Raw genomic sequence first — 26306 nt, 5'->3', positions numbered from 1 at the left:
GAGCGAGACCGCGCCGTTCGACTATGTGCCCGCGCTCGCGCAGCAGGTGGAGCCGGTGGTGCGGCGCATGGTGGGCGGCGCGCTCGATGCCGTGACGGCGATGAACGAAGCGGCGGCCTGAATCGCGTGGGGCACGCGGAAAACGACGTTCCCCAGGCCGCCATGCCGTCCCGCTACGCTACAGCAGCCACTCGATAGGCAAGATCGAGAAGAACCACACGCCTAGCCGCTCGTTCCACGTCGTATTGGGTTCAGTGTCGTAGCGCACGAGCGTGCCCTCGGAGAGGCGGGTCCAGTAGAGCTTGCCGTCGGCGTCGAGATGCGCTTGCCAGGCGAGCTGCGGCACGCGCGTCCAGAAGGCCGATTCGATCTGGCTGGCTAGCACGGGGCTTTCGATCACGAGCCCGAGTTCGGTATTGAGCTTCGCGGAACGCGGGTCAAAGTTCACCGAGCCCACGAACACGCGCTCGGCATCCACGGCGAACGTTTTCGCATGGAGACTCGACCCCGAACTGCCGAAGGGGCCTTTGCCTGTTTCCTTGTTCGCGCCCGCGGCACGGCGCAACTCGAACAGTTCGACGCCGCCTTCGAGCAGCGCCTTGCGCCGCCGCGCGTAGCCCGAGTGCACGGCGGACACGTCGGTCGCTTCCAGCGAGTTGGTGAGCACACGCACGGTCACGCCCTGGGCGGCGAGGCGCGTGAAGTATTGCGTGCCCGTCTCGCCCGGCACGAAGTACGGCGAAACGAGGTCCAGTTCTCGATGCGGGTCGCCGAGTATCTCGTGCAACTGGCTGAGGATGAGCGTATGCTCCGGCGCCGTGCCGAGCGCCTTCGCGGGATCGTCGCTGACGAGCCGCGTTTTCGCCCATTCGAGTTGCAACGTGCCGTCGAGCAGGCGGCGCACGTCGGTGGTCTTGCGCAGCGACTGGATATAGCTTGCGGCGGCGGGGTCCTGGCGCGCCGCAAGCGCCGCGCGATCGAGCGTGGCCATGCCCGAGGGCGACTCGGAGGGCAGGATATCCGTCACCGGCCACGACGAGGCGCTCGCCCAGTAACGGTCGAAATCGTGCGCGACGTCGGTCGCGGCGGGGCCGATGGCGAGCACGTCGAGATCGGCAAATACGACGCCGTCGGTGGCGCCGAAATACTCGTCGCCGATATTGCGGCCGCCAAGAATGGTCGCCACGCCGTCCGCCGTGAGCGACTTGTTATGCATGCGCCGGTTCAGGCGCGAGAAGTCGGTCAGAAAGCCGATCGCCTTGGGCTTGCGCGTGACGAATGGATTGAAGAGACGCACCTCGAAGTTCGGGTGCGTGTTGAGCGCCGCGAGCGTGGTGTCGAGCGAGGAGGGAATGCCGTTGTCGTCGAGCAGCAGCCGCACGCGCACGCCGCGGTCGGCCGCCTCGCGCAATTCTTCGAGCAGCAGGGTGCCGGTGAGGTCGTTGCGCCAGATGTAGTACTGCACGTCCAGCGTACGTTGTGCGCTGCGCACGAGCGCTACACGTGTAGCGAACGCTTCCAGCGGGTCCGAGAGCGGATCGATGCCGGTGAAGTCGGGATGAGTGGCGAGTTCGGCCGTCACGGCGACGCCCAGTGGCGTCGTGCGGGCCTCGGCCGGTGAGAGTGCGGTGGATTCTGTACGCACGCCGGGCGGCGGCAATTGCTGGCACGCGGCTAATGCCATCACGCATAGCGGCAATGCCGCGACACACAGTCTTCGCAGTCCGTTCGCGGCCGGCGCGATGGGCGATCTTTGCATGGAGCGTTCGCTTTCCCGTAACGATTGCGCTTCGAGGCGCGAAGCGCGAGGCTTCGCGAGTGAGCGTGCAACGTCGGTAGCTTACGCGATTGGCGTGGCGTGCACCACGCATGCGTGCGGCTGCGGGGGCGAACGCGTCATGGCGTGGGCTTACTGCGCGTCGAGCGCGGTCTGTGCGCGGGCGCGGGAATCTTGTGCCGACTGGTTGCGCTCGGTTCTGGCTTCGCGCGCTTCCTGATTGAAGGTCTGCCGCGCTTCGGCCGTGCGCGCGCGTTGTTGCCGGTTGGCATCGCGAATTTCCATGCGCTTCTGAACGATCGGGTCGCTATGCGTGGTCGTGGTGACGGGCTGCGCTTGCTGGCTTGCCGGTGCGTTGGTCTGCGCGCTGGCTTGGGCGCTGGTTTGGGCGAATACCTGGCCCGCGACGAGGGCGCTGATCACGATGCCGACGATGGCGAGGGTGCGGGTTCTGGCTTGCATGATTTTCTCTCCGATCAATAACTTCGCATTGCTTAGTAATTCTCGCGCTCCGGTAAGAGCGCGAACGTTTTCTGTTGGGCGTTAAGAGGCGGGTAGCCGCGTTTGCTCTTGTTTCAATGCTTTCATTTTACTTTCGGAGTGAGATCGGTCAACCCGAGGGGCGCTCTAGTCCCACGGTGTGGCGGCCGCCATGTGCCTGATCACGGGGAAGCCCGGAATTTCGCGGACATAACGCCGCATCGGTTTGTTCTGTCACCGCGCCGCCACGCGCGCCATCAACGCCGCAACATGTCTGCAATCGTTTGTGTGAGCAAGGTCGGCTTGTGCGCTTTCCGCTGGATCATGCCCACCGTGCGCAAGAAGGGTCGCCCCGGCAGCGGCACGAGGCGCAAATTGGGATCGTTTTTCCAGTTGCCGCCTTGCAGCACGGGCAGCACGCTCACGCCTACATCGTTGCGCACCAGTGAGACGATCGTTTCGATGGAGTTCAGCTCCAGGTATTCGAGCGGCTCGATGCCAAGCTCGGCCAGCGCGCGGTCGATCACGACGCCGGTCGGCACGCGCCGGTCGAAGCGCAGAAAGCCGCGCTCGCGCAAGATGCGGCGCGCGTCGTCGCCGGTTGTGGCGCGGCTCGTGACGAGCATGAGCGGTTCTTCGTAGAGCGGCGTCCACGAAAGTGTTTCGTGTAACGAACCATCCGCGCTGCCTACCACCACGGCCAGATCAACGTCGCCGTCCTCCACCATGCGCGCCAGTTCGTTCGAACGGGCCGAAGTGAGGCGCACTTCGAGTTCGGGGTGGCCGGTCTTGAGGTGCGCGACGGCGAGCGAAAGCGCGCCGATCACCGACACCACGGCGCCGATGATGATCGATCCGCGCATCGTGTCCGCCGTGCTCGCTGGCAGTGCGTCGATCAACGCGAGAATGTGTTCGACTTTCCCGCAGATCTCGCGGCCCTCGCGGGTGAGTGCCACCTGGCGTGCCCGCCGGTCGAACAACTGGCGCCCGAGCGCTTCTTCGAGCCCGCGCATCTGGACGCTCACGGCCGCCTGGGTGAGCGCCGTTTTCTCGGCCGCCGTGGCGAACGAACCGCTGCGAGCGACGGCCTGGAGGGTGCGCAACATGCGTAGGGTCAACATGTAAAAGAAACTTAAGTATCGAGAATAAAATATTAATATTTTTTTGCGTGATCCTTCAAGATAATCGAAATACTGGCATGAACCGCGCGCGGCGCCACGGGCGGCCGCGCCACTTTTCCCCATCGGAATCCGAACTTCCATGACGCGCTTCAACTGGCAAAACCCGTATTCCACACCGCGCCTGCCGGTGTTCGCCCGCAACATCGTTTCGACTTCGCATCCGCTCGCCGCACAGGCGGGGTTGCGCATGCTCTGGCAAGGCGGCAACGCCATCGACGCGGCGATCGCCGCGGCGGCGGCCATCACGGTGGTCGAGCCGGTGTCGAACGGCCTCGGCAGCGACTGCTTCGCGCTCGTCTGGGACGGCGCGAAGCTGCACGGCCTGAACGCCTCGGGCAACGCGCCGGCTGCATGGAGCGTCGATTACTTCCGCCGCAAATACGGCGAGGAAAACGGTCTCGCGAAGCAGCCCAAGCGCGGCTGGGACACGGTGACGGTGCCCGGCGTGATCGCCGGCTGGGAAGCGCTGCACACGAAATTCGGCTCGTTGCCGTTCGCGGACCTGATGGCGCCGGCCATCGAAATCGCCGAGCGCGGCCATGCGGTGGCCACCATCGTTGCGCGCAAGTGGCAGGCGGCGATTCCCGAGTTGTACAACCAGCCGGGCTTTGCCGAGACGTTCATGCCGCGCGGCCGCGCCCCCGAAGTGAGCGAGCGCGTGTGCTTTCCGGGTCACGCCGCCACGCTGCGCCAGCTCGCGCAGCGCGGCCCGCGCGACTACTACGAAGGCGAGACCGCCGAGCGCATCGCCGCGTTTGCGCGCGAAGGCGGCGCGGCGCTCACGCTCGACGACCTGCGCAACTATCGCCCCGAGTGGGTCGAGCCGATCGGCAAGGACTATCGCGGCTACACGGTTCACGAGATTCCGCCGAACGGGCAGGGCATCGCCGCGCTCATCGCGCTTGGCATTCTCGAGCAGTTTGACATGGGCTCGCTCGCGCTCGACAGCCTCGAATCGCAGCATCTCCAGATCGAGGCGATGAAGCTCGCATTCGCCGACGTCTACCGCTACGTGGCCGATCCGCGTTCGATGGAAGTCACGCCCGAGCAGATGCTCGACAGCGCCTACCTGAAAGAGCGTGCGAAGCTCATCGACCCGAAGCGCGCCACGCAGTTCGACTTCGGCATGCCGCGCTCGGGCGGCACCATCTATCTTTCCGCCGTGGACGAGCGCGGCATGATGGTGAGCTTCATCCAGTCGAACTACATGGGCTTCGGCTCGGGCGTGGTGGTGCCGGGCGCGGGCATCGCGCTCCAGAACCGCGGCTGCGGCTTCTCGATGGACCCGGTTTCGCCGAATGTCGTGGCAGGCGGCAAGCGTCCGTTCCACACCATCATTCCGGCCTTCCTCACGCAGCAGGTGGACGGCCGCCAGGAAGCGGTGATGAGCTTTGGCGTGATGGGCGGCGACATGCAGCCGCAAGGCCATCTGCAATCCATCGTGCGCATGCTCGATTACGGCCAGCAGCCGCAGGCCGCGTGCGACGCGCCGCGCTGGAAGGTCAACCGCGATTTCACGCTCGACATCGAATCGACCTTCGACGCGCAAACGGCGCGCGCGCTGCAAGGCCTCGGCCACGAGATCAAGGGCATCGACGATCCGTACATGGATTTCGGCTCGGGCCAGTACATCTGGAAGCTCGATCGCAACGATCCCGAGCGCGGCTATGTGGCCGCGAGCGACACGCGGCGCGACGGCCTCGCCGCCGGGTTCTAGCCACCGGATTCCCGTCGCAGGGCGGCGCATGCAGTCAAGCGCCGCCCACCGCGCATGAGAATCAATGAGTAGACCAAATAAAAAATGAAGGAGACTGACATGGAAACCGGATCCGCGCCGGCGCGTGCGCCGCTCAGCCGCGGCATGGTCCGCCGCATCGTGTTTTCCTCGTCGATCGGCAACGCGCTCGAATGGTTCGACTTCCTCGTGTACGGCTACTTCGCGCCGATCATCGCGAAGCAGTTCTTTCCCGTGCACGACGAGTGGCTCTCCACGCTGCTTGCCGTCGGCACCTTCGGCATTTCGTTCCTGATGCGCCCGCTCGGCGCGATCGTGCTCGGCATGTACGGCGACCGCAAGGGGCGCAAGGCGGCGCTCACGCTCGCCATCGCGCTCATGATGGCCGGCACGCTGGCAATGGCGGTCATGCCGCCGTATGCGTCCATTGGCCTCGCAGCGCCGTTGCTGATCCTGGTGGCGCGGCTCGTGCAGGGCTTTGCGGTGGGCGGCGAATTTGGCAGCGCGACGGCGTTCATGGTGGAGCACAGCCCGACGAAACGCGGCTATTACGCAAGCTGGCAGTTCGCGAGCCAGGGGGCGGCCGCGATTCTCGCGGCCTCGTTCGGCGCGCTCCTCGCGGGGTGGCTGCCGCCCGCGCAGTTGCAGGCGTGGGGCTGGCGCGTGCCGTTCTTCTTCGGGCTCGTGCTCGGGCCCGTGGGCTGGTATATCCGCTCGCATCTGGACGAGACGCCCGAGTTCCTCGCGAACCGGCAGGAACGCCCGGCAACCGATGCGCACGCAACCGATGTGCACGCAATGAATTCGCCGCGTCTCACGCGCGAGTGGGTCAACCTGCTGCTCGCGGTCGGCATCGTCGCGCAATCGACCGTTGGCGTGTACATCCTCCAGCTCTACATGCCGATGTATGCGGTCAAGCAGCTTCATATGGCCGCGGCAACCTCGTTCGGCGTCGTGGTGCTCAACGGCGGTTTGCAGTTCGCGCTTTCGCCGGTGATGGGCGCGCTCTCGGACCGCATCGGCCGGGTGCGCATCATGCTGACCACGTCGATCCTGCTCGCCGCGCTTACGTATCCAATGTTCTCGCTGTTGCAGCGTCATCCCACGCTGGGCTGGCTGCTCGTGCTGCAAGGCGCGGCCGGCATATTCAAGGCCGCGTATTCGGGCCCCATGCCCGCGTTGATGTCGGAGATCTTTCCCGTGCGCGTGCGCTCGGCGGGGCTCTCGATCGCGTATAGCCTTGGCGTGACGCTGTTTGGAGGCTTCGCGCCCACCATCGCCGAGCTGCTCATTCACGTGACGGGCGACACGCTCGCCCCCGCGTATTACGTTTCGCTTGCAGCGGTCATTTCCGGCGTTTCGCTCGCGATCGTCGGCTGGCGCATGACGCGGCAGTCGCCGCTGCGCGCGACGCTCGCCAGTTGATCGTCGGAAGTCCGAACGGATCTTCGCGCCGCCGCGCCCGCAGGATCGCCCGCTAAAAACGGGGCGTGAATGCGGGCGCGTCGCCTTGGAAACACTTCGTTATGTACTTCACGCGGACCTCGCTGAACGCGCTCGCAAGTGGTGATATAGTCGCCCCCTCATCGTCGGCAGGGGTACCGGCCGGCGGATCGGAAATTACGTTTTGTCAGGTTTCGGGAGATTGTATGGCGATCGAGTATCGTGGCTTTCGAGTCACTGTCGATGCGAAAGCAGACGCGACGGACACCCAGTGGCTGTGCCGCGCGGTGTTGGAAGGAATCGAAGCACACGCTGAAGCGGCGAAGCTGCCTTGCGTCGAGCTTGCGATTCCCAAACTGAAGATTGACGTGCTGATGGCGCTTAGCATGGTCGAGCAGACGGCGAAGCAAAACGCCGACGAGTGGCACGCCAAACAGCCCGAGCTGGCTTGATGGTTCAGGCGCGGGCGGCCCTGATGCGGCTGCCGCGCCCGCGCTCAACGCGCATTCACGATATTTCGCGGATTTCCCTCATGAAAGGCCGCGATGTTCTCCACCAGCTGGTCCGCTAACGCCTGCATGGCTTCGTCGCTCGCCCACGCAACGTGAGGCGTGAGGATGAACGCCGGGTGCGAGAGGATGGCCTGGAACGGATGATCGGCAGGCAGCGGTTCCTGCGTCACGACATCGAACCCCGCACCCGAAATCGCGCCCGATTGCAACGCATCGGCCAGTGCCGCCTCGTCTACGAGTCCGCCGCGCGCCGTATTGATCAGCAAGGGCCGGCGCTTCATGCGCGCAAACGCTTGTGCGTCGATCAGATGCTGTGTTTCCGGCGTGAGCGGGCAGTGCAGCGTGATGATGTCGCTTTCTTCCAGCAGCGTGTCGAGCGGCACATAGCCCGCCTGCGCGTCGTTGCGCGTTTTGCGCGCCGCGAACAGCACGCGCAGCCCCAGCGCCCGCGCCATGTGCGCGACGGCTTGCCCGAGCGCGCCGTCGCCGATGATGCCGAGCGTCGAGCCGGCCAGATTGCGGATCGGAAAATCGAAGAAACAGAACTGTCCCGATTCGAGCCAGCGGCCCGCGCGCACGGCCTCGTGATAGGCGAGCAGGCTGCGCCGCAGCGCGAAGATCAACGCGAACGTATGTTCCGGCACGCTGTGGCCGGCGTAGTCGCGCACGTTGCTCACGACAATGCCGCGCGCCGCGCAGGCGTGCAGATCGACGTTGTTGGTGCCCGTGGCAGCGACGGCGATCATGCGCAGGCGCGTGGCGCCGGCCAGCGCCTCGGCGCTGAGACGCGCCTTGTTCGCGATGACGATATCGGCGTTGCGGATGCGCTCGGCGACCTCGTTGGGCGCGGTGCGCTCGAACGTTTCCAGGGTGTGATCGAAAGGCAGAGGGCGAAGCTGCGTTTGGGGCGCGAGCGTCGCGCGGTCGAGAAAGACAACGTGCATGGTGCGCAGTGAGAGCATTTGAGGGACGGTCCGCTCATTGTCCCTCACGGCGCGTGCCGATGGCTTGCCCAATGCGCCAACTGACTTTCCGATGAGGAAATATCGGCTGGCCTGAAGCCGGATGCGAAACAGCGCGCGCCCCCGGACCCTTTCCATTTGCGCAAGCCAGCTTGAGCAAGCATCGATTATCAAAGGGGGCAGGCGGGTCCATGATGTCGTCCATAGTCGCAGTCTGAGGAGACACCGCCATGCCACGACCACTCGAAGGAATCCGCGTTCTGGAGCTCGGACAGCTCATCGCGGGCCCGTTTGCAGGCCGCATGCTCGCCGAATTCGGCGCGAGCGTCATCAAGGTGGAGCCGCCGGGCGTGGGTGACCCGCTGCGCAAGTGGCGCCTGATGCACGACGGCACCTCGGTCTGGTGGGCCGCGCAGTCGCGCAACAAGGAATCCGTCACGCTCGATCTGCGCACGCCCGAAGGGCAGGACGTGATCCGCCGTCTCGTATCGGAAACGGATGTGCTGATCGAGAATTTCCGCCCCGGCACGCTCGAAGGCTGGGGCCTCGGCTGGGACGAACTCAGCGCGATCAACCCCGGCCTCATCATGCTGCGCGTCTCGGGCTACGGGCAGTCGGGACCGTATCGCGACCGGCCGGGCTTCGGCGTGGTCGCGGAGGCGATGGGCGGCCTGCGGCACCTGAGCGGCGAGCCGGAGCGCACGCCGGTGCGCGTGGGCATTTCGATTGGCGACTCGCTTTCGGCGCTGCACGGCGTGATTGGCGTGCTGCTGGCGCTGCGCCATCGCGAGCAGCAAGGCGGCAAGGGGCAGGTGGTGGATGTCGCGCTCTACGAGTCCGTGTTCAACATGATGGAAAGCCTCCTGCCCGAGTATTCCGTGTTCGGCGCGGTGCGCCAGCCCGCGGGCAGCAGCCTGCCCGGCATCGCGCCGAGCAACGCCTACCGGTGCAGCGACGGCAAGTACGCGTTGATCGCGGGCAATGGCGACAGCATCTTCCGCCGCCTGATGGAGTTGATCGGGCGCGCGGACCTGGGCCGCGATCCCGCGCTCGCGCAAAACGACGGGCGGGTCGCGCAGGTGGCGCGCATCGACCTCGCCATCGGCGAATGGACCGCGCGCCACACGCTCGACGAAGTGCTTGCGGCGCTCAACGAAGCGCGCATTCCGGCGGGGCGCATCTACGATGTCGCGGACATCGCGGCCGATCCGCATTACCACGCGCGCGGCATGATCGTGGAAGACACCTTGCCCGACGGCACGCCGGTGCAGGTGCCCGGCGTGGTGCCGAAACTGTGCGGCACGCCCGGCACGATCGAGCGCAGCGCACCCACGCTCGGCGAGCATACCGACACGGTGCTGGAATCGATAGGCGTGGACGCCGCAACGCGTGAAGCATGGCGCGCACGCGGCGTGATCTGAATGGAGAACGGGAAGATGACGATCGGAAATCAGGAAAACTCGAAGGCGAAGCGCCTGTATCTCAACGAAGTCGCGACGCGCGACGGCTTCCAGAACGAAGCCGCCTTTATCGACACCGACGACAAGATCGCGCTGATCGACCGCCTGAGCGCATGCGGCTATGCGAAGATCGAGGTGACGTCGTTCACGTCGCCCAAGGCGATTCCCGCGCTGCGCGACGCGGAAGCGGTGATGCACGGCATCGAGCGCGTGCCCGGCGTCGTCTATACGGTACTCGTGCCCAATGTGCGCGGCGCGGAACGCGCGCTTTCGTGCAACGTGGACGAAGTGAACCTCGTGATGTCGGTGAGCGAGAGCCACAATCGCGCCAACCTGCGCATGACGCGCGAGCAGTCGTTCGCGCAGTTGCGCGACGTGATCGATGCGGTGCGCGGCACGGGCGTGGCGATCAATGTTTCGCTCTCCACAGCAATGGGCTGCCCGATGGAAGGCGACGTGCCGGTGGAGGACGTGCTTGGCTGGATGCGGCGCTTCGCGGAATTGGGCGTGCAGGGCGTCACGCTGTGCGACACGACCGGCATGGCGCATCCCGCACAGGTTCGCATGCTGAGCGAGAGAGCGGCGCAGGCGTTCGGCGCGCTCGAACTCACGCTGCATTTCCACAATACGCGCGGCATGGCGCTCGCGAACACGCTCGCGGCGCTCGATGCGGGTATCGTGCGCTTCGACGCCTCGCTCGGCGGCCTGGGCGGCTGCCCCTATGCGCCGGGTGCCACGGGCAACGTGTGCACCGAGGAACTCGTGCACATGCTCGAACTGGACGGCTACGATACGGGCGTCAATCTCGCCGCCGTGCTCGACGCCGCGACACTGCTGCCGGGCTTGATCGGCCACGATGTGCCCAGCCAGATTCTCAAGGCCGGTCGCCGCCTGGACCTGCATCCGGTCCCCGAACAAGCGCGATAACAAGCGCGATAAAGAACGCAAAACCCGCCCGGACAACGGGTGCACTCATGACAAGGAGCGAAGCATGGCTTTGATCGATCACCTCGACCATCTGGTGCTGACCTGCGTGGACCCCGAGGCGACGAAGCACTTCTACACGGAAGTGTTGCAGATGCAACTAGAGACCTTCGGCGCGGGGCGCCTCGCGTTTCGCTTCGGCAACCAGAAGATCAACCTGCATGTGCGCGGCGCGGAGTTCGAGCCGAAGGCTCACGTGCCGGTGCCGGGCGCGCTCGACCTGTGCTTCATCGCGGCGGTGCCGCTCGACGCCGTGATCGCGCATCTCGCGCAGCAGAACTGGCCGATCGTCGAAGGGCCGGTCGAGCGCACGGGCGCAACGCAGAAGATACGCTCGGTGTACGTGCGTGACCCGGATCTCAACCTCATCGAGATTTCCGAGCTGATCTAGGTTCGGTCACAGCGGTTTCGCCGTCGAACCGGGGGGCGCCGGTACGGCGGTGAACCAACCGGCCACGCTGGCCGGCACGCGGACGTGCATTGCAGCACGTCCGCCTCTCCATGTCCCGCGCACTTCCCCCACGGCCTGCGATGCCGCACAATCGGTTCTCGCACCGGCTTTGCATCTCGCCCATCCATCATGGTCAATCCCCTTCATTTCGATTTGCAGTCGCTGCGAGTCTTTCTGCTCGTCGCCGAGCACGGCAGCCTCACCAAGGCGGCCGAACACGGGCAACTCACGCTTTCGGCGGTCAGCAAGCGCATTGCCGAACTGGAAAGCGTGACCGACTGTGCCTTGTTCATCCGTCGCGCGCGCGGCGTGGATCTCACCCCGGCGGGGCACGCGCTGCTCGAACACGCCACGCGCGTGGTCGATCAGGTGAACCGCATGGCGACAGAGATGAGCGACTACGCCGCCGGTGTGCGCGGCCACGTGCGCATGTGGGCCAACACCTCGGCAATCGTGCAGTTCCTGCCCGTCGATCTCGCGCGCTTTCTCAACGAGCATCCGGGCATCAAGGTGAGCCTCGAAGAACGCTTGAGCCACGAGATCGTCGAGGCGCTCGGCGCGGGCAAGGCCGATCTCGGCGTGTTCGCCGACAACGTGCCCGCGCCCGGCATCGAGCGGCGGCTCTACCGTCGCGATGAACTCGTGCTGCTCGTGCCGCGCGGTCATCGCTTCGCGCAACTCGACATCATCCGTTTCGCGGATACGCTCGACGAAGACTACGTGGGCTTGAGCGACGGCAGTTCGCTGCTCGCGCGCATGACCGACGCGGCGTTTGCCATCGAACGCTCGCTCAAGCTGCGCATTCAGGCCTCGAATTTCGACGGCGTGTTCCGCATGATCGAAGCGGGGCTCGGCATTGGCGTGCTGCCGCGCGACGCGGTGAGCGACGAGCGCGGCAAGGCGGGCGTCGTCAAGGTGAAGCTCGCGGACGCGTGGGCGACGCGCACGCTCTGGGTGGGCATGAAGGCGGACAGTGCGCCAAGCTCGGATATCGTGAGCCTGTTCGATTACATGTCGGCGCGCGCGAACCCATAAACAAAGGGGCGGCGGCCGCATATCGCGGCCGCCGCCCCGGCAGTCAACACGTGGCGCGACGCATCAGACCGGATTGATTTCGTCCTGGCTGCGCCGCGTGGTGAGCGGCCCGAGCGCGCGCAAGGTCACGGCGACGATGGCGAGCGCGCCCGAAATCACCCCGAACATCGCGAGCGGGCCGTGCTGGGTGAGCACCGGCAGGAGCACGAAAGGCAGCGCGCTACTGACGATGCGAGACAGCGAATAGGTGCTGCCGATTGCCGTGGAACGGACGCTGGCCGGGAATATCTCCGCCTGATAGACATGATAAGCATTGCTGAAGACATTCGAGGCGCAGGTGGTCAGCACGCCAAAGCCGACGATCAGCGCGGCCTGATTCGAATATGCGAAGCCCAGGCCGAAAATCGCGATCGAGACCAGCGAGGCGATCACGAGCGTGCGGCGCTCGATCCAGTTGAGGAGCGGAATCGAGAGCAGCGAGCCGATCGGATAGCCGAGGAACGAGAGCGCGACGAAGAGCGTGCTGCCCGTCACGTCGATGCCGCGGCTTTTCACGACCACGCCTGCGAGCGTGCCGAAGCCGTAGTAGCCGAAGCCCTGGAACAGGTGGAAGACGACCAGCATGAGATAACGCTTGTCATAGGGCGCACGGCGCAGCAGGGCGATGCGATCGGCCAGGCGCAGCGGGCGCTGGGGCTCGCGGGGCTCGGCGAAACGCTGCGGCATGTGCGCGCCCGCGCTCTGAGCGAAACGGCTCAGCGTGGCATAGGCTTCTTCGGCGCGGCCTTGCGCGAGCAGCCAGCGCGGGCTCTCGGGCAGGCGATGCTGAACGGCCAGCACGAACACCGCGCCAAGGCTGCCGATGGCGAGAATGATGCGCCATCCCGCAATGCCACCCAGGTGCAGCGGATTGAGCCACACCGCGAGAAAGCCGACGAGGGGCACCGCGACATACGAGGTGGTGTAAGCCCATGCGGCGAGTCGCCCGCGCCGGTCTTTCGGCAGGATTTCCGAAAGGAAACTGTCGGCCACGGGGTAGATCGCGCCAACGCCCACGCCGGTGAGAAAGCGGCAGATCACGAGCATGGTGGCGTTCACCGAGAACGCCGCGAGCAGCGAGAACGCGCTATACCAGACGAGCGTGAGCAGGAAGGCGCGCCGCCGCCCGATGCGGTCGGCGAGACTGCCGAGGAAGAGCGAGCCGAAGAACATGCCGACGAAAGCCGACGCGAGCAGGAGCTTGAACGCGAGGCTGTGCGCGTCGAGCCCGTATTCGTTTTGCAGCGCGGCGCCTATCGAGCTGACGAGGAAGATCTCGTACATGTCGAAGAAGAGGCCGATGCCGACGACCCACACCACGAACCGGTGCAACGCGCCCACGGGCATGTCGTCCATGAAGTTGCCGAGGGTGACGTCGTGCGGGCTTCGGTGCGCGGCGTCGGCGGCCCGCTGGCGCGCGGCCTCGTCCGGCGTGCCGCCGAGGTCCAGGGATTGCGTGTTCATGCTGTCTCCAGTCTCCCATACCCTTGGGTATGTTCTGTGTGCCGCGCGATGGGTCGCGCTTCGGATGCGCCCCGCGCCGGGCAGGCGGACGGGGCGTGATGGCAAGTGTGGGAGATTTTCGCCAGCGCGAAAATTGAGCAAGCTTCAAGCAAGCTTTCCTGGAGGGAAAGGCTTGATTCGGGTGCAGCCGCGGGTGGGCGTGGGCGTGAGTCGGTTTGCGTGGAAGATCAGTTGCCGCTCGCAGTGTGCAGCGCAAGGCTCGACTGCAACAGCGTCTGCCGGAAATGTCCCACCAGCGGCCTCAGGTTGACCCGGTGCCACGCGGCCCATAGCGGCGTGCGATAGCTGAACCACGAGAGCTCGTGCAGCACCACGCCGGCCGGCGCCTGGCGTCGCAGGCTTTGCTGGACCATGGTGAGCCCGAGGCCCGCCGCGACGAGCCCCAGGGCCGCGAGCGGCTCGGTCGCCTCCATCGCGATATCGGGCGTGAAGCCGGCCTTCGCGCAGGCCGCGATGAAATTGTCGTGGCGCAGGACACCTTCTTCGTGCATCACCGCAATCCACTTCTGCGCCGCCAGGTCTTCGGGCGTGAAGTGCTGCGCGTGGGCGAGCGGATGGTCCTCGGGAATCGCGAGCAGCATGGGATCGTCGAGCACCAGCGCGGCTTCGAGTTCCGGATCGTCGGCCTGCGGCGGCTCGCAAACGAGCGCGATGTCGAGGCTGCGCTGGCGCAGGCCCGTCAGCTGGTCCGTGGACCCGTGGCTGTAGAGCGCGATGTGCACATCGGGCTTTTCGGCGCGCAGTTGGCGCAGCGCGCCAGGCAGCACGCCGGAGTGCATCGCGTTCTCCAGATAGCCGATGCACAGCCCGCCTTCGTCGCCGCGGCCCAGACGCCGCGCAAGCGATTCCAGGCGCTTCGCGTGCGTGAGAAACGCCTGCGTTTCCGCGAGAAACGTGCGCCCGTCCCTTGTCAGACGAATACGCTGCTGCGAACGCTCGAACAGCGTCAGCCCGAGGCTTTCCTCGAGCTGGGCGATCTGGCGGCTCAGCGGCGACTGCGAAATATGAAGCCGTTCGGCGGCCCGGCCGACATGTTCTTCTTCGGCGACGGCCACGAAATAGTGCAACTGGCGGATGTCGAGCATATAAGACCTCTCGGGACTCAAGTTTGTCACATTATGTCTTGGACAGACTTAAGTTGCCACCCTAGACTTTCGCTACCGACTCAACCAAAGGAGCAAGTCGATGAGTATCAAGGATAAATTGCCCGCTGGCACTCAGCTGGGTTTTGGCGCCGCGCCGCTTGGCAACATGTTCCGTAACATCCCCGAAGCCGAAGCGCTGGCGACCGTGAAGGCCGCGTGGGACCAGGGTGTGCGTTATTTCGATACGGCCCCGCTGTACGGCGCCGGTCTGTCCGAAATGCGTCTTGGCGAAGCACTCGCCGGCTATCGGCGCGACGACTACGTGCTGAGCACGAAAGTGGGCCGCGTGATTCTCGATGAAATCGAGGACGCCGGTGCACGCGACCTGGGCGAAAAAGGCGGCGTGTTCGCATTTGGTCGTCCTAATAAAATTATCAACGACTATTCGGCCGACGCGACGCTGCGTTCGATCGAGGACAGCCTCAAGCGCCTGAAGATGGACCGCCTCGATATCGTCTGGGTGCACGATGTCGCTCAGGACTTCTACGGAGACGAGTGGCTTTCCGTGTTCGAAACGGCGCGCAAGGGTGCGTTCCGTGTGCTCGACCGCTTGCGCGACGAAGGCGTCATCAAGGCGTGGGGCCTGGGCGTGAACCGCGTCGAGCCGTGCGAACTGCTGCTCGATCTCTCGGAAACGAAGCCGGACGGCTTCCTGCTCGCAGGCCGCTATTCGCTGCTCGATCACGAGCGCGCATTGCAGCGCCTGATGCCTGCCGCCGCCGCGAAAAACGTGGAGATCGTGGCCGGCGGTCCGTACAGCTCGGGCGTGCTCGCGGGCGGTGCGAACTTCGAATACCAGAAGGCGTCGCCCGAAATTCTCGCGAAGGTCGAGCGCATCAAGGCCGTTGCCGCGCGACACAACGTGAGCGTGAAGGCTGCCGCGTTGCAGTTCGTGCTCGCCAACCCGGTAGTGGCGGCGGTGATCCCCGGCGCGAGCAAGCCGGAGCGCATTGCCGAAGACCACGCCGCCGTCAAGGAAGCGATTCCGGCGGACTTCTGGCGCGAGCTGCGCGAGCAGGGCCTCGTGGCCCCGAACGCACCGCTGCCGGCCAACGCATAAGGAGATCGAGATGGCTCAGGCCAATGCATCCATTCGCATTCCCGTTTCGCCCGACGAGGTGTGGGGGCTGATCGGCGGCTTCAACTCGCTGCCGGACTGGCTGCCCTACATTCCGTCGAGCGAATTGAGCGAAGGCGGCCGTGTGCGGCGACTCGCCAATCCGGGCGGCGACGTGATCGTCGAGCGTCTGGAAGCGTTCGATCACCGTGCGCGCAGCTATACCTACTCGATCCTCGAAGCGCCGTTTCCCGTGACCGGCTATCGCTCTACGTTGCAAGTGCGCGAGATCGAGGGGGGCGGGGCAGCGCAGGTTGACTGGAGCGGCGAATTCACGCCGCAGGGCGTGAGCGACGAGGAAGCATCGCGCCTATTCGAAGGCATCTATCGGGACGGCTTGCAGGCTCTGGCCGCCTCGTTTGCCGACAAGGGCCGCGCCTGAGCCGGGATGCGTTCGAGCCCGGCCGGCGGCGGTCATGCGTCAGCCGGGCTCGCGCAAGTTCAGTTCCGGGCTTCCTCTTCGCGGGTCAATTCCTCGATCAACTGTCTCGCACCGGGCGAGAGTTGCGAACCTTTTCGCGTGACCAGTTCATAGGGCTCGCTGCGCGAACCCAGGTGCAGCGGCAGGATGCACGTCATCTCGTGACGCGCGAAAAACTGCGCCACGTCGATCGAGACAAGCGCGACGAACGACGGATTGCCTTGCAGCAGCGCGAGCGTGGCGAACGCGGAGGTCGTTTCGAGCAGGTGCATGGGAAAGCGGATTTCGGCTTCGCGGAACTCGCGTTCCAGCAATAGCCGCATGGGCATGTTCGCCCGATACACCACCCAGCGATATTCCGCCAGGTCCTGGAGCGTGACGCGCTTCGCGCGACGCAGTGGATGGTGCACGTTGGCGACGACGGCGAGCGTTTCTTCCTGAAGCTTCGCGGACTCGTAATGCTGCGGCGTTTGACTGACCGTAGTGCGGCAGATCGCGAGATCGAGCCTGCCTTCGTCGATCTGGCTGAGCAGCGCCGTACTCGTGTCCTCGACGATTTCCACCGAGATTTCCGGGTTCCGGACGATCAGCGAGCTGATCGCGTCGGTCAGGAGCGGCACCGCTCCCATGATGACCCCGACGGCCACACGTCCCCCCTGGCCGCGCATGATCCCGACCATCTCCTCGCGCAGATGCGACAGATCCGTGTGGATCAGCCGCGCGTAGCGGATCACGCAGCGGCCGGCTTCATTGGGCTCGAGCCCACGGTTGGTGCGATTGAACAGGGAGGTGCCAAACGTCGTTTCGATTTCCTGCAAGGCCTTGCTTGCGCCGGGCTGCGTGAGCGCGACCTGCTGCGCGGCCTTGAGCAGCGAGCCGTGATCGCCGAGGGCGATCAACAGGCGCAGTTGCTTCAGGTGCAGGCGGGAGATGATGGAATTGAGCGGGGGTGTCATGGGGTTGAGGGAAAGTTATATCTGTATCAAATGTTCTCAATTACCGCGCAATGGGCATCTCCCTATACTGGCTGAAAGAGGCGATATCCGGCGCCGACTCGTCCGGCGCCTCAGTGCCCGCACCCACTATAACTGAAGCTCATTCCCATGTCTCTCATCAACTACATCACGCAGATTCAGTTCGACTATGGCGCCATCCGTTTGCTCAAAAGCGAATGCGAACGGGTTGGCATTCGACGGCCGCTGATCGTTACGGACAAGGGCGTGCGCGCGGCGGGCATCATCGATACGGTGCTCGACGCACTGGGTGCCGTTGCGCCCGCAACGATCTATGACGGCACGCCGCCGAACCCGAATGAGGCCGCGGTGCGCGAAGCCGTGGCGGCCTACCGGGCAGGCGATTGCGACGGCATCGTCGCCGTGGGCGGCGGTTCGTCGATTGATCTGGCCAAGGGCGTCGCCGTTTGCGCGACGCATGAGGGGCCGCTGCAACGCTTTGCCGTGATCGAAGGCGGGGTGGCGAACATCACGGCCAGAACCGCGCCGGTGATCGCCGTGCCCACGACGGCGGGCACCGGCAGCGAAGTGGGCCGTGGCGCCATTCTGATTCTCGACGACGGCCGCAAGGTGGGCGTGATCTCGCCGTTCGTGGTGCCGCGCGTGGCGATCTGCGACCCGGACCTGACGCTGGGACTGCCGCCCGCGTTGACGGCCGCGACGGGCATGGACGCCATCGCGCATTGCATCGAGACGTTCCTCGCGCCCGCATTCAATCCGCCCGCGGACGGCATTGCGCTCGACGGTCTGTGGCGCGCATGGCGTCATATCGAACGCGCGACGCGCGAGCCGGGCGACCGCGCGGCGCGGTTGAACATGATGAGCGCATCGATGCAGGGCGCGCTTGCATTCCAGAAGGGTTTGGGTTGCGTGCATAGCCTGAGCCATTCGCTCGGCGGCATCAATCCGCGTCTGCATCACGGCACGCTCAATGCGATCTTTCTGCCTGCCGTGCTCGCATTCAACGAGGCCGCGCCTTCGGTGCGCGACGAGGACAAGCTCAACCGTCTCGCCACGGCAATGGGGCTGGGCAGCGGGGCGGAGGTCGCGCCCTCGGTGCAAACGATGACGCAACGGCTTGGCTTGCCGACAGGCCTCGCGCAACTGGGCGTGACGCCTGAAATGTTCCCGGACATCATCAAAGGCGCGCTCAAGGACCACAGCCACAAGACCAATCCACGCGAGGCGTCCGAAGCCGATTACCGCGCCATGCTGCAAGCGTCGCTGTGACGCAATGCAGTGGATTGACGCGATCAGCACCACGATAAATGCCGCAATGAACGCCGCACAGACGGCGCCCTACAAGACCAACCGGAGACACTCACCATGCAGGCGAGCAGGAAGCTGCGTCGAATCCAGCGCATTTCTATTTTCTTTTTGACGCTGGCGGGCTGTATCAACTATCTGGACCGCAGCGCGCTGTCGGTCGCCAACAGTACGATCAGCGGCGAAATGGGTCTCACGGCCGCGCAAATGGGCCTGCTGCTGTCGGCCTTTTCGATGTCCTATGCATTCGCGCAGCTGCCGGTCGGGGTGTTGCTCGATCGGCTCGGCGCGCGGTTCATGCTCGGCGTGGGCATGCTGCTCTGGTCGGTCGCGCAGCTTTGCACGGGCTTCGTGCACGGTATCCAGCAGTTTTTCTTCGCGCGGGTGTGTCTTGGCATTGGTGAGGCGCCGCAGTTTCCCGCCGGGGCGAAGGTGATTGGCGAATGGTTCGCGCTGCGCGATCGCGGCGCGCCGACGGGGATTTTCGTGGCCTCGACGACGATCGGTCCCGCCATCGCGCCGCCTATCCTCACCGGGCTCATGCTGGCCCTGAGCTGGCGCGAGATGTTCGTGGTCACCGGCGTGTTCGGCGTGCTGGTGGCGCTCGGCTGGTACGTGGTGTATCGCAACCGCAGCGAAGTCGATCTCACGCCCGAGGAACTCGCGCATCTTGCCGAAGGTTCGCAAGAGGAACCCAATGCCGCACCGCTCACTGGCGCGCAGTGGCGCAATCTCTTCGGACAACGTACGACGTGGGGCATGCTGTTCGGCTTCATGGGCGTCATCTACATGGTCTGGTTGTATCTCACGTGGCTGCCCGCCTACCTGGAGCACGAGCGGGGCATGAGCATCGCGCGCGCGGGCTGGGTGGTGGCGATTCCGTATTTCGTGGGTACGCTCGGCATGGTGGGCAGCGGCTATATCGCCGACTGGCTGTACCGCAAGGGGATGGCGCCGATCACGAGTCGCAAGTGGCCGATCTGCGTGGGTCTTGTGGGCGCCGCCGCGGCCACGGTGCCTGCCGCGCTGACGCCTTCGGCCTGGATGGCGATTGTGTATATCTCGATCGCGATGTTCTTCCTCAACATGGCATCCGGCGGCGCATGGTCGCTCGTGAGCGTGGCCGCACCCCGTCAGGCCGTCGCCTCGCTCGGCGGGATTCAGAACTTCGGCGGCTTCCTGGCCGGATCGGCGGCGCCGATCGTCACAGGCCTCGTCGTGGACCGCACGCATTCGTTCGTGAACGCGCTGATCGTGAGCGCCGCGGTCGCCGTGCTCTCCGCGGGTGCCTACATCATTCTGGTGCGGCGGCCCGTGAGCGTCGCGCAGCGGCACGAGCAAGGCGCGGAACTCGCAACGGTGCAGCCGGCCGAGTGAATGCGCCGGGTCGAACCCGGACAGGTTTTGGATTGGTGTCGAGGTCGGGATTGAGTGCGCGTTTGACTCGCATTCGAGCCCGATTAACAGTCAGGATGCAAGGATCGAATGTCAGTCATTACGTGTGTTGAAGATTTGCGTCTGATGGCGAAGAAGCGCGTGCCAAAGGCGTTTTACGATTATGTCGATAGCGGTTCGTATTCCGAATCGACTTACCGCGAGAATAGCCGCGCGTTCGATAATCTGAAGTTGCAGCAGCGCGTGGCCGTGAACGTGGAAGGGCGCAGCACGTCGAGCACGATGATCGGCCAGCCCGTGGCGATGCCGGTGGCCATTGCGCCCACAGGCCTCGCCGGCATGCAATGGCCGAATGGCGAGATGCTCGGTGCGCTTGCCGCGAAGCGCTTTGGCGTGCCGTTCACGTTGTCGACGGTCAGCATCTGCTCGATCGAGGACGTCGCGCGGCATACCGGCGCGCCGTTCTGGTTTCAGCTTTATGTGATGCGCGACCGCGGCTTCAATGCGTCGCTCATCGAGCGCGCGAAACTGGCCGGGTGCTCCGCGCTCGTCGTCACGCTCGACCTGCAAATCAATGGCCAGCGGCACAAGGATCTGAAGAACGGCATGACCGTGCCGCCGCGCCTCACGCCGTCCAATCTGCTCGATTTCGCTTCGAAGCCGGGCTGGATGCTACGGGCGCTGCGCGGTGCGAAGACGTTCGGCAATCTGGCCGGCCATATCAAAGGCGGCGAAGACGTTATTGCCATCAGCAAATGGGTGGCGCAACAGTTCGACCCGACGCTTTGCTGGGACGATCTCGCCGCCATTCGGCGCGCCTGGGACCGCAAGCTCGTCCTCAAAGGCATCCTGAGTGCGGAAGATGCGCGCATGGCCGCATCGATCGGCGCGGATGCCATCGTCGTGAGCAATCATGGCGGGCGGCAACTCGACGGCGCGCCATCCAGTATCGATGCACTGCCGGCCATCGTCGAGGCGGTGGGCGACCAGGTCGAAGTCTGGGTGGACGGCGGCATTCGTACCGGGCAGGACGTCATGAAAGCCCTTGCGCTGGGCGCGAAAGGCACCATGGTCGGCCGGGCTTTCATGTACGCACTGGGCGCAATGGGCGAGGCCGGCGTCACGCGCATGTTGCACATACTGCAAAGCGAACTCGACGTCAGCATGGCGTTGTCGGGCGTGCGTACGATCGGCGAAATCGGCCTGCACAATCTCTTTCAACGTGGCCATGGCATGACGCCGGGCGGCATTCATCGTGCGCCGCCGGTCCGCGCTGAAACAGCAATCGTTTGACTCAAGGAGCAAGTTGGATGGATCTGAATATCAAGGGACGCTGGGCGCTGGTGTGCGCGGCGAGCAAGGGTCTCGGAAAAGGCTGCGCGCAAGCGCTGGTTGCCGAGGGCGTGAACGTGGTCATCACGGCACGCGGCAGTGAGGCGCTGGAGGCGACCGCGCAAGCGTTGCGAGCGCTCAATCCCGCTGTCACGGTCAAGGCCGTGGCGGGCGACATCACGACGAGCGAGGGGCGCGCCGCCGCCCTGGCGGCCGCGCCGCACATCGATATTCTCGTGAACAACGCGGGCGGGCCGCCGCCCGGCGATTTCCGCAACTGGTCGCGCGAGGATTGGGTGGCCGCGGTGGATGCGAACATGCTCACGCCGATCGAACTGATCAAGGCGACGGTGGATGCCATGGCCGAGCGCGGCTTCGGGCGCATCGTCAACATCACTTCGGGTGCGGTGAAAGCGCCGATCGACGTGCTGGGTTTGTCGAACGGCGCGCGTTCCGGCTTGACCGGCTTTATCGCGGGGCTCTCGCGGCAAAAGCGTATTGCGCAGGCAAACGTGACCATCAACAATCTGCTGCCGGGGCTGTTCGAAACCGACCGGCTGCGCCAGTCGACGCGTGCGGCGGCCGACGCTCATGGCCAAAGCTATGACACGGCGCTGGAAGCGAAGCGCCAGATCGTGCCTGCGGGGCGATTCGGGACTCCTGAGGAGTTCGGGTCGTTCTGCGCGTTTCTTTGCAGCGCGCAGGCGGGCTATTTCACGGGCCAGAACCTGTTGCTGGACGGCGGCGCTTACCCCGGCACCTTCTGATGCACGGGCTGCCCGTGTCATAGCGGGTGGTCACAACGTTCGCGCATGCCGGGTCACCCCGGCGTGCGCGAACGGCTTTACGCGTTACTTGATGACGAGCGGATTGACCGGTGCGCCGGTCCCGCCAACGATCTTAAGCGGTGCGGCGGTATAGAGAAATTGCCACTGGCCGTCGCGCTCGCAGTCTTTCGCAAGTTCGTCCAGCAGCACGACCTCGGTGAAGACGACGCCCAGGTTGCGCATGAGCGCGTTATGCAGCGGAATCATGACGCCCGAGACAGGATCGACGGTGACTTCGTTGCCCATCGTGTCGGTCACGAGACAGGGGATTTCCATCTCGCGAAACCACTGGACGAGTTCGCGGCTGAATGTGAGGCCCGGTTCGATATAGTCCTGGTAGAACTCGTCCGCATCGCGTTCGTAGAACGAGCCTATCCAGCCGGTGCGGATCACAAGGATGTCGCGCGGCTCGATCGTCACGCCCTGCGAGCGTGCGGCGTTGAGCAGATCGCGATGGTCGAACGTCTCCCCTTTGTCGAGCACGGGCTTGTTGCGGTAACGCGCCATGTCGATCAGCACTGCGCGGCCCGCAATGCCGCGCTCGGCGATCGGCAGGATGCTCGCGCGATCCAGACCGCCCACGGTGCTCATCGCGTCGTAGCCGTTCCAGAGCTGGTCGTCGTACCAGACATGCCCCAGGGCGTCGCATTGCGTCGATCCCTGCACGTGCATGAAGATCACGTCGTCGGCGTATTCGACGTTGCCGTCGAAATGCGCCTTGCCCGCGAGATAGTGGCCTTTGTCCAGCACGTTCATGCGCATCGACGGCCGCCGGCCGGGAAAGAGCGGTTCACCCTTCGCGTGACCGATATCCACCTGCAACGTGAAAGTTTTTCCTTGGCGCACGGCGGCGATGCCGCGCAGGATCTCCGCCGACTGTAGATAGTTCAGCGCGCCGACCTCGTCGTCCGGCCCCCACTTGCCCCAATTCGTGGGCAGGCCTTCGAGCAGTTGCTTGACGTCCGGGTTTCCCTTGGGGTTTGGCACACACATGGTTGTCTCCTGGTTGTTGTGGCAGGCGCGATTCAGGTACGAGAGTCATGCGCGATCGCGTCTGCCTGTGAGGCGATGCTTAGCGAATGGGCGAAAAGGCGGCCGGCAGCATGATCCTGGACTCCTGGTCGATGAGCAGCGGCGTTGCCCTGGCAATGAATCTGTCGAGCCAGTCCCGGTCTTCGAGGAGGGCGGCGCGGCGCTTGACGCGTTCGTCGAGACTCTCCCAGGCCCAGATATGCACGACCTGATTCAGTGCGCCGATTTCCGTGTACCACCAGCCAATCAGCTTCGCGTGGCGCGAGATGATCGGCAAACCTTCCGTTTCGAAGTGCTGAAGATATTCTTTCAACTTTCCGGGTTGAACCGTATAGGTCCGCATTTCATAAAACATGAACGTGTACTTTCCGATTGAGCCGGCCGCACGTCGGCCAGAATTAAAAGGCCAGTATAAAAATCGCCGCGAGGCGTTGAAATTGAGAGCTTCTTATAGGGCTATGAATAGCTGTCATGTCGAAACCGTTGACGCTCGGCGAGCGGTTTGAAATCATGGCGTGAAGGTGCTGCGACGTTGAAATCGCAGCGAAGCGGTTTTACTCGCGTGAATATCGGCGTCGGAATCCGGGCGCGCGATTTATCCCATTGAGGAATTGGAAATGAACATCGCAGGGAATTTGTTGATTGGCGAGAGCGTGCGGCGCGGGACGAACGGGGTGTCGTATGCACTCGACGCCGCGAGCGGCGAACGTCTGGAACCCGGCTTCGGCGGCGCCACGATGGCGGACGTCGACGCAGCGTGCGCACTGGCGTGGTCGGCTTTCGACCGCTTCCGCGAAACGAGTCTCGAAGCCCGGGCCGAGTTTCTGGAAACGATCGCGGCCAACATCCTTGCCATTGGCGATGCGCTCATCGAGCGCTGTGTGGCGGAGTCCGGATTGCCGCGCGCGAGAATCGAAGGCGAGCGCGCCCGCACGGTCGGGCAGTTGCGCATGTTCGCCGGCGTCGTGCGGGCGGGCGACTTTCTCGAAGTGCGTCTCGATCCGGCGCAACCCGAGCGCAAGCCGATGCCGCGCGTCGATTTGCGTTTGCGGCATATCGGGCTCGGGCCGGTCGTGGTGTTCGGCGCCAGCAATTTCCCGCTGGCCTTTTCGGTGGCGGGGGGCGATACCGCTTCCGCGCTCGCTGCGGGATGTCCGGTGATCGTCAAGGCGCACGCGGCCCATCCCGGCACGTCGGAACTGGTCGGCATGGCGGTGCGCAAGGCCGTGAAGGACTGCGGCATGCCCGAGGGAACGTTCTCGCTGCTGTTCGGGAGCGGTCGAGAAATCGGCCAGGGGCTCGTGCGCGATCCTCGCATCAAGGCGGTGGGCTTTACCGGCTCGCGCCACGCGGGAACGGAATTGATGGCCATCGCCGCAGCGCGCCCCGAGCCGGTGCCGGTTTATGCGGAAATGAGCAGCATTAATCCAGTGCTGCTGTTTCCTCATGCGCTGGAGCAGCGCGCCGAAACGATCGCCCAGGCGTTCGTGCAGTCGTTGACGCTGGGCGCGGGCCAGTTTTGCACGAACCCCGGTTTGATCCTCGCGGTGGAAGGCCCCGCGCTCGACCGCTTCGTCGCGGCTGCGTCGGAAGCGCTGGCGCGCATGCCGGCTGCGACGATGCTCACGCCGGGCATTCATCGCGCGTTCGACGCGGCCGTCGCGAAGTTCGAAGAACATGCGCAGGTGCAAACGGTGGCGCGCGCGCAACCCGCGGCCGGCGCGAACGACGGGCAGGGCGCGCTCTTTTCGACGAGTGCTGCCGCATTCCGCGAGAACACGGCGTTGCAGGAGGAGATTTTCGGTGCGGCATCGCTGATCGTTCGTTGTCCGGATCTTCCAGCGATGCTTGCGCTGATCGAATCGCTGGAAGGGCAGCTGACGGCGGCTTTGCAGATCGATGAAGCGGACTACGCGGCGGTGCGCAGCTTCCTGCCCGCGCTGGAGCGTCGCGTGGGGCGCGTTCTCGTCAACGGCTTCGGCACGGGCGTTGAAGTCGCGCACGCGATGGTTCACGGCGGCCCGTATCCTTCGACGGCCGACGGGCGTTCGACGTCGGTGGGCAGCCTCGCGATCCGCCGTTTTCTGCGGCCGGTGAGCTACCAGGATATGCCTGAGGCGCTGCTGCCCGAAGCCCTGAAAACGGCGAACCCCTGGAAGATCAACCGTCTCTTCGACGGGCATGTGGAGCTCGCGCAGCGCGCCTGATCGTCGTTGCACGCGTCATGGCGCGGGACCCGGCTCCCGCTTTCGCGGTGGCCGGGTCACGCTCACTCCGGCCTTCCGGACTCAGAGACGATAGCCGCCGCTCGCGTCGATGACCTGTCCGGTGGTCCACTGCGCAGCGGGACTCGCGAGAAAGGCGATGACGTTCGCGACGTCGTTCGCCGTGCCGACGCGTCCCAACGGGCTCGCTGCGCGCATGGCGGCCTGACCGCCATCGGTGCGCAGCCAGTCGGCGTTCATGTCGGTGTCGACCGCGCCGGGCGCCACGGCGTTGACCAGAATGCCGCGCGGACCGAGTTCGACCGCCCAGTGGCGCGTGAGCGTGTCGATTGCGCCTTTCGAGGCGGAATACGCTGACAAGGCGTTGAAGTTGCCCCCTGCCTCGAACACGCGGCTCGACAGCACGCTCGACAGATTGACGATGCGGCCGCCGGCCGCCATGCGCTTGACGGCCTGTTGCGCCGTGAAGAATGCGGCCTTGACGTTCAGCGTGAACTGCCGGTCGAACAGATCGGGCGTGGTGTCGGCCAGCGTGGCGCCGTCCGCCACACCGGCGTTGTTCACCAGCACATCGAGCCGCACTGGTTTGCCGCGCTGGGCAAGACCCTTATCCACGGCGTCGAACAGGGCGTCGATGCCCTCCATCCTGCTCAGGTCCGCCGCGACCGCGAAACCGTCCGAACCGCGTTCGCGGATACCGGCAAGCGTGTGTTCGGCGGCGTCATGATTCGCGTTGTAGTGCACAACGACGAAATATCCCAACCGCGCCAGTTCATACGATGCCGCACGGCCGATGCCGCGCGAAGCGCCGGTGACGAGCGCGATGCTCGATGCGTTTGCATTCATTGTAGACTCCATCAGTTCGATCGTTCATGTGGCCGCGCGTACGGTATGTTGCTCATGTTCCGCGTGGCCGCCAGGGCTGAGTAGCTTGGGAAGGATCGTAACGT

Annotated in this window: 24 protein-coding genes; 14 read left to right on the top strand and 10 right to left on the bottom strand. The window is 65.0% G+C overall.

The window, feature by feature from the left end:
- Positions 1 to 178 precede the first annotated feature (178 nt).
- The 3 genes from C7402_RS36920 to C7402_RS36910 form a co-directional block, all read right to left on the bottom strand.
- Positions 179 to 1759 (bottom strand): phospholipase D family protein, encoded by a 1581-nt coding sequence (locus C7402_RS36920; RefSeq protein ID WP_116614079.1) that lies wholly within the window; start codon positions 1757 to 1759, stop codon positions 179 to 181.
- Between the two features lie 150 nt (positions 1760 to 1909).
- Complete coding sequence (locus C7402_RS47505; protein WP_181565757.1) at positions 1910 to 2239, bottom strand: hypothetical protein; 330 nt, start codon at positions 2237 to 2239, stop codon at positions 1910 to 1912.
- 275 nt (positions 2240 to 2514) lie between these two features.
- Positions 2515 to 3378, bottom strand: a complete 864-nt coding sequence (locus C7402_RS36910) for a LysR substrate-binding domain-containing protein (RefSeq protein ID WP_116614078.1) — start codon at positions 3376 to 3378, stop codon at positions 2515 to 2517.
- A gap of 139 nt (positions 3379 to 3517) precedes the next feature.
- Between C7402_RS36910 and C7402_RS36905 the strand changes: the two genes are divergently transcribed.
- The 3 genes from C7402_RS36905 to C7402_RS36895 all read left to right on the top strand — a co-directional run bounded on the left by C7402_RS36905 (position 3518) and on the right by C7402_RS36895 (position 7068).
- Positions 3518 to 5155 carry a gamma-glutamyltransferase family protein gene (locus tag C7402_RS36905; protein WP_116614077.1) on the top strand — a complete coding sequence of 546 codons (1638 nt, stop codon included), beginning with the start codon at positions 3518 to 3520 and terminating at the stop codon, positions 5153 to 5155.
- Between the two features lie 99 nt (positions 5156 to 5254).
- On the top strand, positions 5255 to 6598 hold the full coding sequence (locus tag C7402_RS36900) for an MFS transporter (protein ID WP_116614076.1): 1344 nt from the start codon (positions 5255 to 5257) through the stop codon (positions 6596 to 6598).
- A 224-nt stretch (positions 6599 to 6822) separates the two neighbouring features.
- Complete coding sequence (locus C7402_RS36895; RefSeq protein ID WP_116614075.1) at positions 6823 to 7068, top strand: hypothetical protein; 246 nt, start codon at positions 6823 to 6825, stop codon at positions 7066 to 7068.
- 44 nt (positions 7069 to 7112) lie between these two features.
- On the opposite strand, the gene C7402_RS36890 is transcribed toward C7402_RS36895, so the two are convergent.
- Positions 7113 to 8090 carry a D-2-hydroxyacid dehydrogenase gene (locus C7402_RS36890; protein ID WP_224039381.1) on the bottom strand — a complete coding sequence of 326 codons (978 nt, stop codon included), beginning with the start codon at positions 8088 to 8090 and terminating at the stop codon, positions 7113 to 7115.
- 230 nt (positions 8091 to 8320) lie between these two features.
- Here C7402_RS36890 and C7402_RS36885 point away from each other — a divergent pair, with 230 nt between their 5' ends.
- The 4 genes from C7402_RS36885 (at position 8321) to C7402_RS36870 (ending at position 12020) form a co-directional block, all read left to right on the top strand.
- Positions 8321 to 9511 (top strand): CaiB/BaiF CoA transferase family protein, encoded by a 1191-nt coding sequence (locus tag C7402_RS36885; protein ID WP_116614074.1) that lies wholly within the window; start codon positions 8321 to 8323, stop codon positions 9509 to 9511.
- A 15-nt stretch (positions 9512 to 9526) separates the two neighbouring features.
- Positions 9527 to 10477, top strand: coding sequence for a hydroxymethylglutaryl-CoA lyase (locus C7402_RS36880; RefSeq protein WP_116614087.1), 951 nt, complete (start codon positions 9527 to 9529; stop codon positions 10475 to 10477).
- A gap of 64 nt (positions 10478 to 10541) precedes the next feature.
- Positions 10542 to 10925, top strand: a complete 384-nt coding sequence (locus C7402_RS36875) for a VOC family protein (protein ID WP_112175839.1) — start codon at positions 10542 to 10544, stop codon at positions 10923 to 10925.
- 189 nt (positions 10926 to 11114) lie between these two features.
- Complete coding sequence (locus C7402_RS36870; RefSeq protein ID WP_116614073.1) at positions 11115 to 12020, top strand: LysR family transcriptional regulator; 906 nt, start codon at positions 11115 to 11117, stop codon at positions 12018 to 12020.
- Positions 12021 to 12083: 63 nt separating this feature from the next.
- Here C7402_RS36870 and C7402_RS36865 read toward each other — a convergent pair whose 3' ends face one another.
- Together C7402_RS36865 and C7402_RS36860 are read right to left on the bottom strand one after the other, a co-directional pair.
- Entirely contained in the window at positions 12084 to 13523 is a 1440-nt protein-coding gene (locus tag C7402_RS36865; RefSeq protein ID WP_116614072.1) for an MFS transporter, read from the bottom strand.
- Positions 13524 to 13750: 227 nt separating this feature from the next.
- Positions 13751 to 14668 carry a LysR family transcriptional regulator gene (locus C7402_RS36860; RefSeq protein WP_116614071.1) on the bottom strand — a complete coding sequence of 306 codons (918 nt, stop codon included), beginning with the start codon at positions 14666 to 14668 and terminating at the stop codon, positions 13751 to 13753.
- 100 nt (positions 14669 to 14768) lie between these two features.
- On the opposite strand from C7402_RS36860, the gene C7402_RS36855 reads away from it, so the two are divergent.
- Together C7402_RS36855 and C7402_RS36850 are read left to right on the top strand one after the other, a co-directional pair.
- Positions 14769 to 15788 carry an aldo/keto reductase gene (locus C7402_RS36855; RefSeq protein WP_116614070.1) on the top strand — a complete coding sequence of 340 codons (1020 nt, stop codon included), beginning with the start codon at positions 14769 to 14771 and terminating at the stop codon, positions 15786 to 15788.
- Positions 15789 to 15798: 10 nt separating this feature from the next.
- Positions 15799 to 16227 carry an SRPBCC family protein gene (locus C7402_RS36850; RefSeq protein WP_116614069.1) on the top strand — a complete coding sequence of 143 codons (429 nt, stop codon included), beginning with the start codon at positions 15799 to 15801 and terminating at the stop codon, positions 16225 to 16227.
- Positions 16228 to 16286: 59 nt separating this feature from the next.
- Here the strand turns inward: C7402_RS36850 and C7402_RS36845 are convergent, their stop codons facing one another.
- Complete coding sequence (locus C7402_RS36845) at positions 16287 to 17222, bottom strand: LysR family transcriptional regulator (protein WP_112175851.1); 936 nt, start codon at positions 17220 to 17222, stop codon at positions 16287 to 16289.
- Positions 17223 to 17369: 147 nt separating this feature from the next.
- On the opposite strand from C7402_RS36845, the gene C7402_RS36840 reads away from it, so the two are divergent.
- From C7402_RS36840 to C7402_RS36825, 4 genes are all read left to right on the top strand, one after another.
- Positions 17370 to 18509: an iron-containing alcohol dehydrogenase gene (locus C7402_RS36840; protein ID WP_116614068.1), complete on the top strand. Its 1140-nt coding sequence runs from the start codon at positions 17370 to 17372 to the stop codon at positions 18507 to 18509.
- Positions 18510 to 18605: 96 nt separating this feature from the next.
- Entirely contained in the window at positions 18606 to 19922 is a 1317-nt protein-coding gene (locus C7402_RS36835; RefSeq protein ID WP_116614067.1) for an MFS transporter, read from the top strand.
- A gap of 108 nt (positions 19923 to 20030) precedes the next feature.
- A complete protein-coding gene (locus C7402_RS36830; RefSeq protein WP_244315021.1) occupies positions 20031 to 21233 on the top strand; it encodes an alpha-hydroxy acid oxidase in 1203 nt (400 codons plus the stop codon).
- Positions 21234 to 21250: 17 nt separating this feature from the next.
- Complete coding sequence (locus tag C7402_RS36825) at positions 21251 to 22039, top strand: SDR family oxidoreductase (RefSeq protein ID WP_112175856.1); 789 nt, start codon at positions 21251 to 21253, stop codon at positions 22037 to 22039.
- 84 nt (positions 22040 to 22123) lie between these two features.
- On the opposite strand, the gene C7402_RS36820 is transcribed toward C7402_RS36825, so the two are convergent.
- Positions 22124 to 23092: a cyclase family protein gene (locus tag C7402_RS36820; RefSeq protein ID WP_112175858.1), complete on the bottom strand. Its 969-nt coding sequence runs from the start codon at positions 23090 to 23092 to the stop codon at positions 22124 to 22126.
- 79 nt (positions 23093 to 23171) lie between these two features.
- The gene (locus C7402_RS36815; protein ID WP_279635595.1) at positions 23172 to 23474 is read right to left on the bottom strand and encodes an NIPSNAP family protein; all 303 of its coding nucleotides are present in this window, start codon (positions 23472 to 23474) and stop codon (positions 23172 to 23174) included.
- 274 nt (positions 23475 to 23748) lie between these two features.
- Between C7402_RS36815 and C7402_RS36810 the strand changes: the two genes are divergently transcribed.
- Complete coding sequence (locus C7402_RS36810) at positions 23749 to 25338, top strand: aldehyde dehydrogenase (NADP(+)) (RefSeq protein WP_116614066.1); 1590 nt, start codon at positions 23749 to 23751, stop codon at positions 25336 to 25338.
- A gap of 81 nt (positions 25339 to 25419) precedes the next feature.
- On the opposite strand, the gene C7402_RS36805 is transcribed toward C7402_RS36810, so the two are convergent.
- A complete protein-coding gene (locus tag C7402_RS36805; RefSeq protein ID WP_112175863.1) occupies positions 25420 to 26202 on the bottom strand; it encodes an SDR family oxidoreductase in 783 nt (260 codons plus the stop codon).
- Between the last annotated feature and the right edge of the window lie 104 nt (positions 26203 to 26306).

This window comes from Paraburkholderia unamae (genome assembly GCF_003096875.1).
GTDB lineage: Bacteria > Pseudomonadota > Gammaproteobacteria > Burkholderiales > Burkholderiaceae > Paraburkholderia > Paraburkholderia unamae.
Note: the sequence above shows the minus strand (reverse complement) of the source record. Positions and strands in the feature narration are given on the sequence as shown.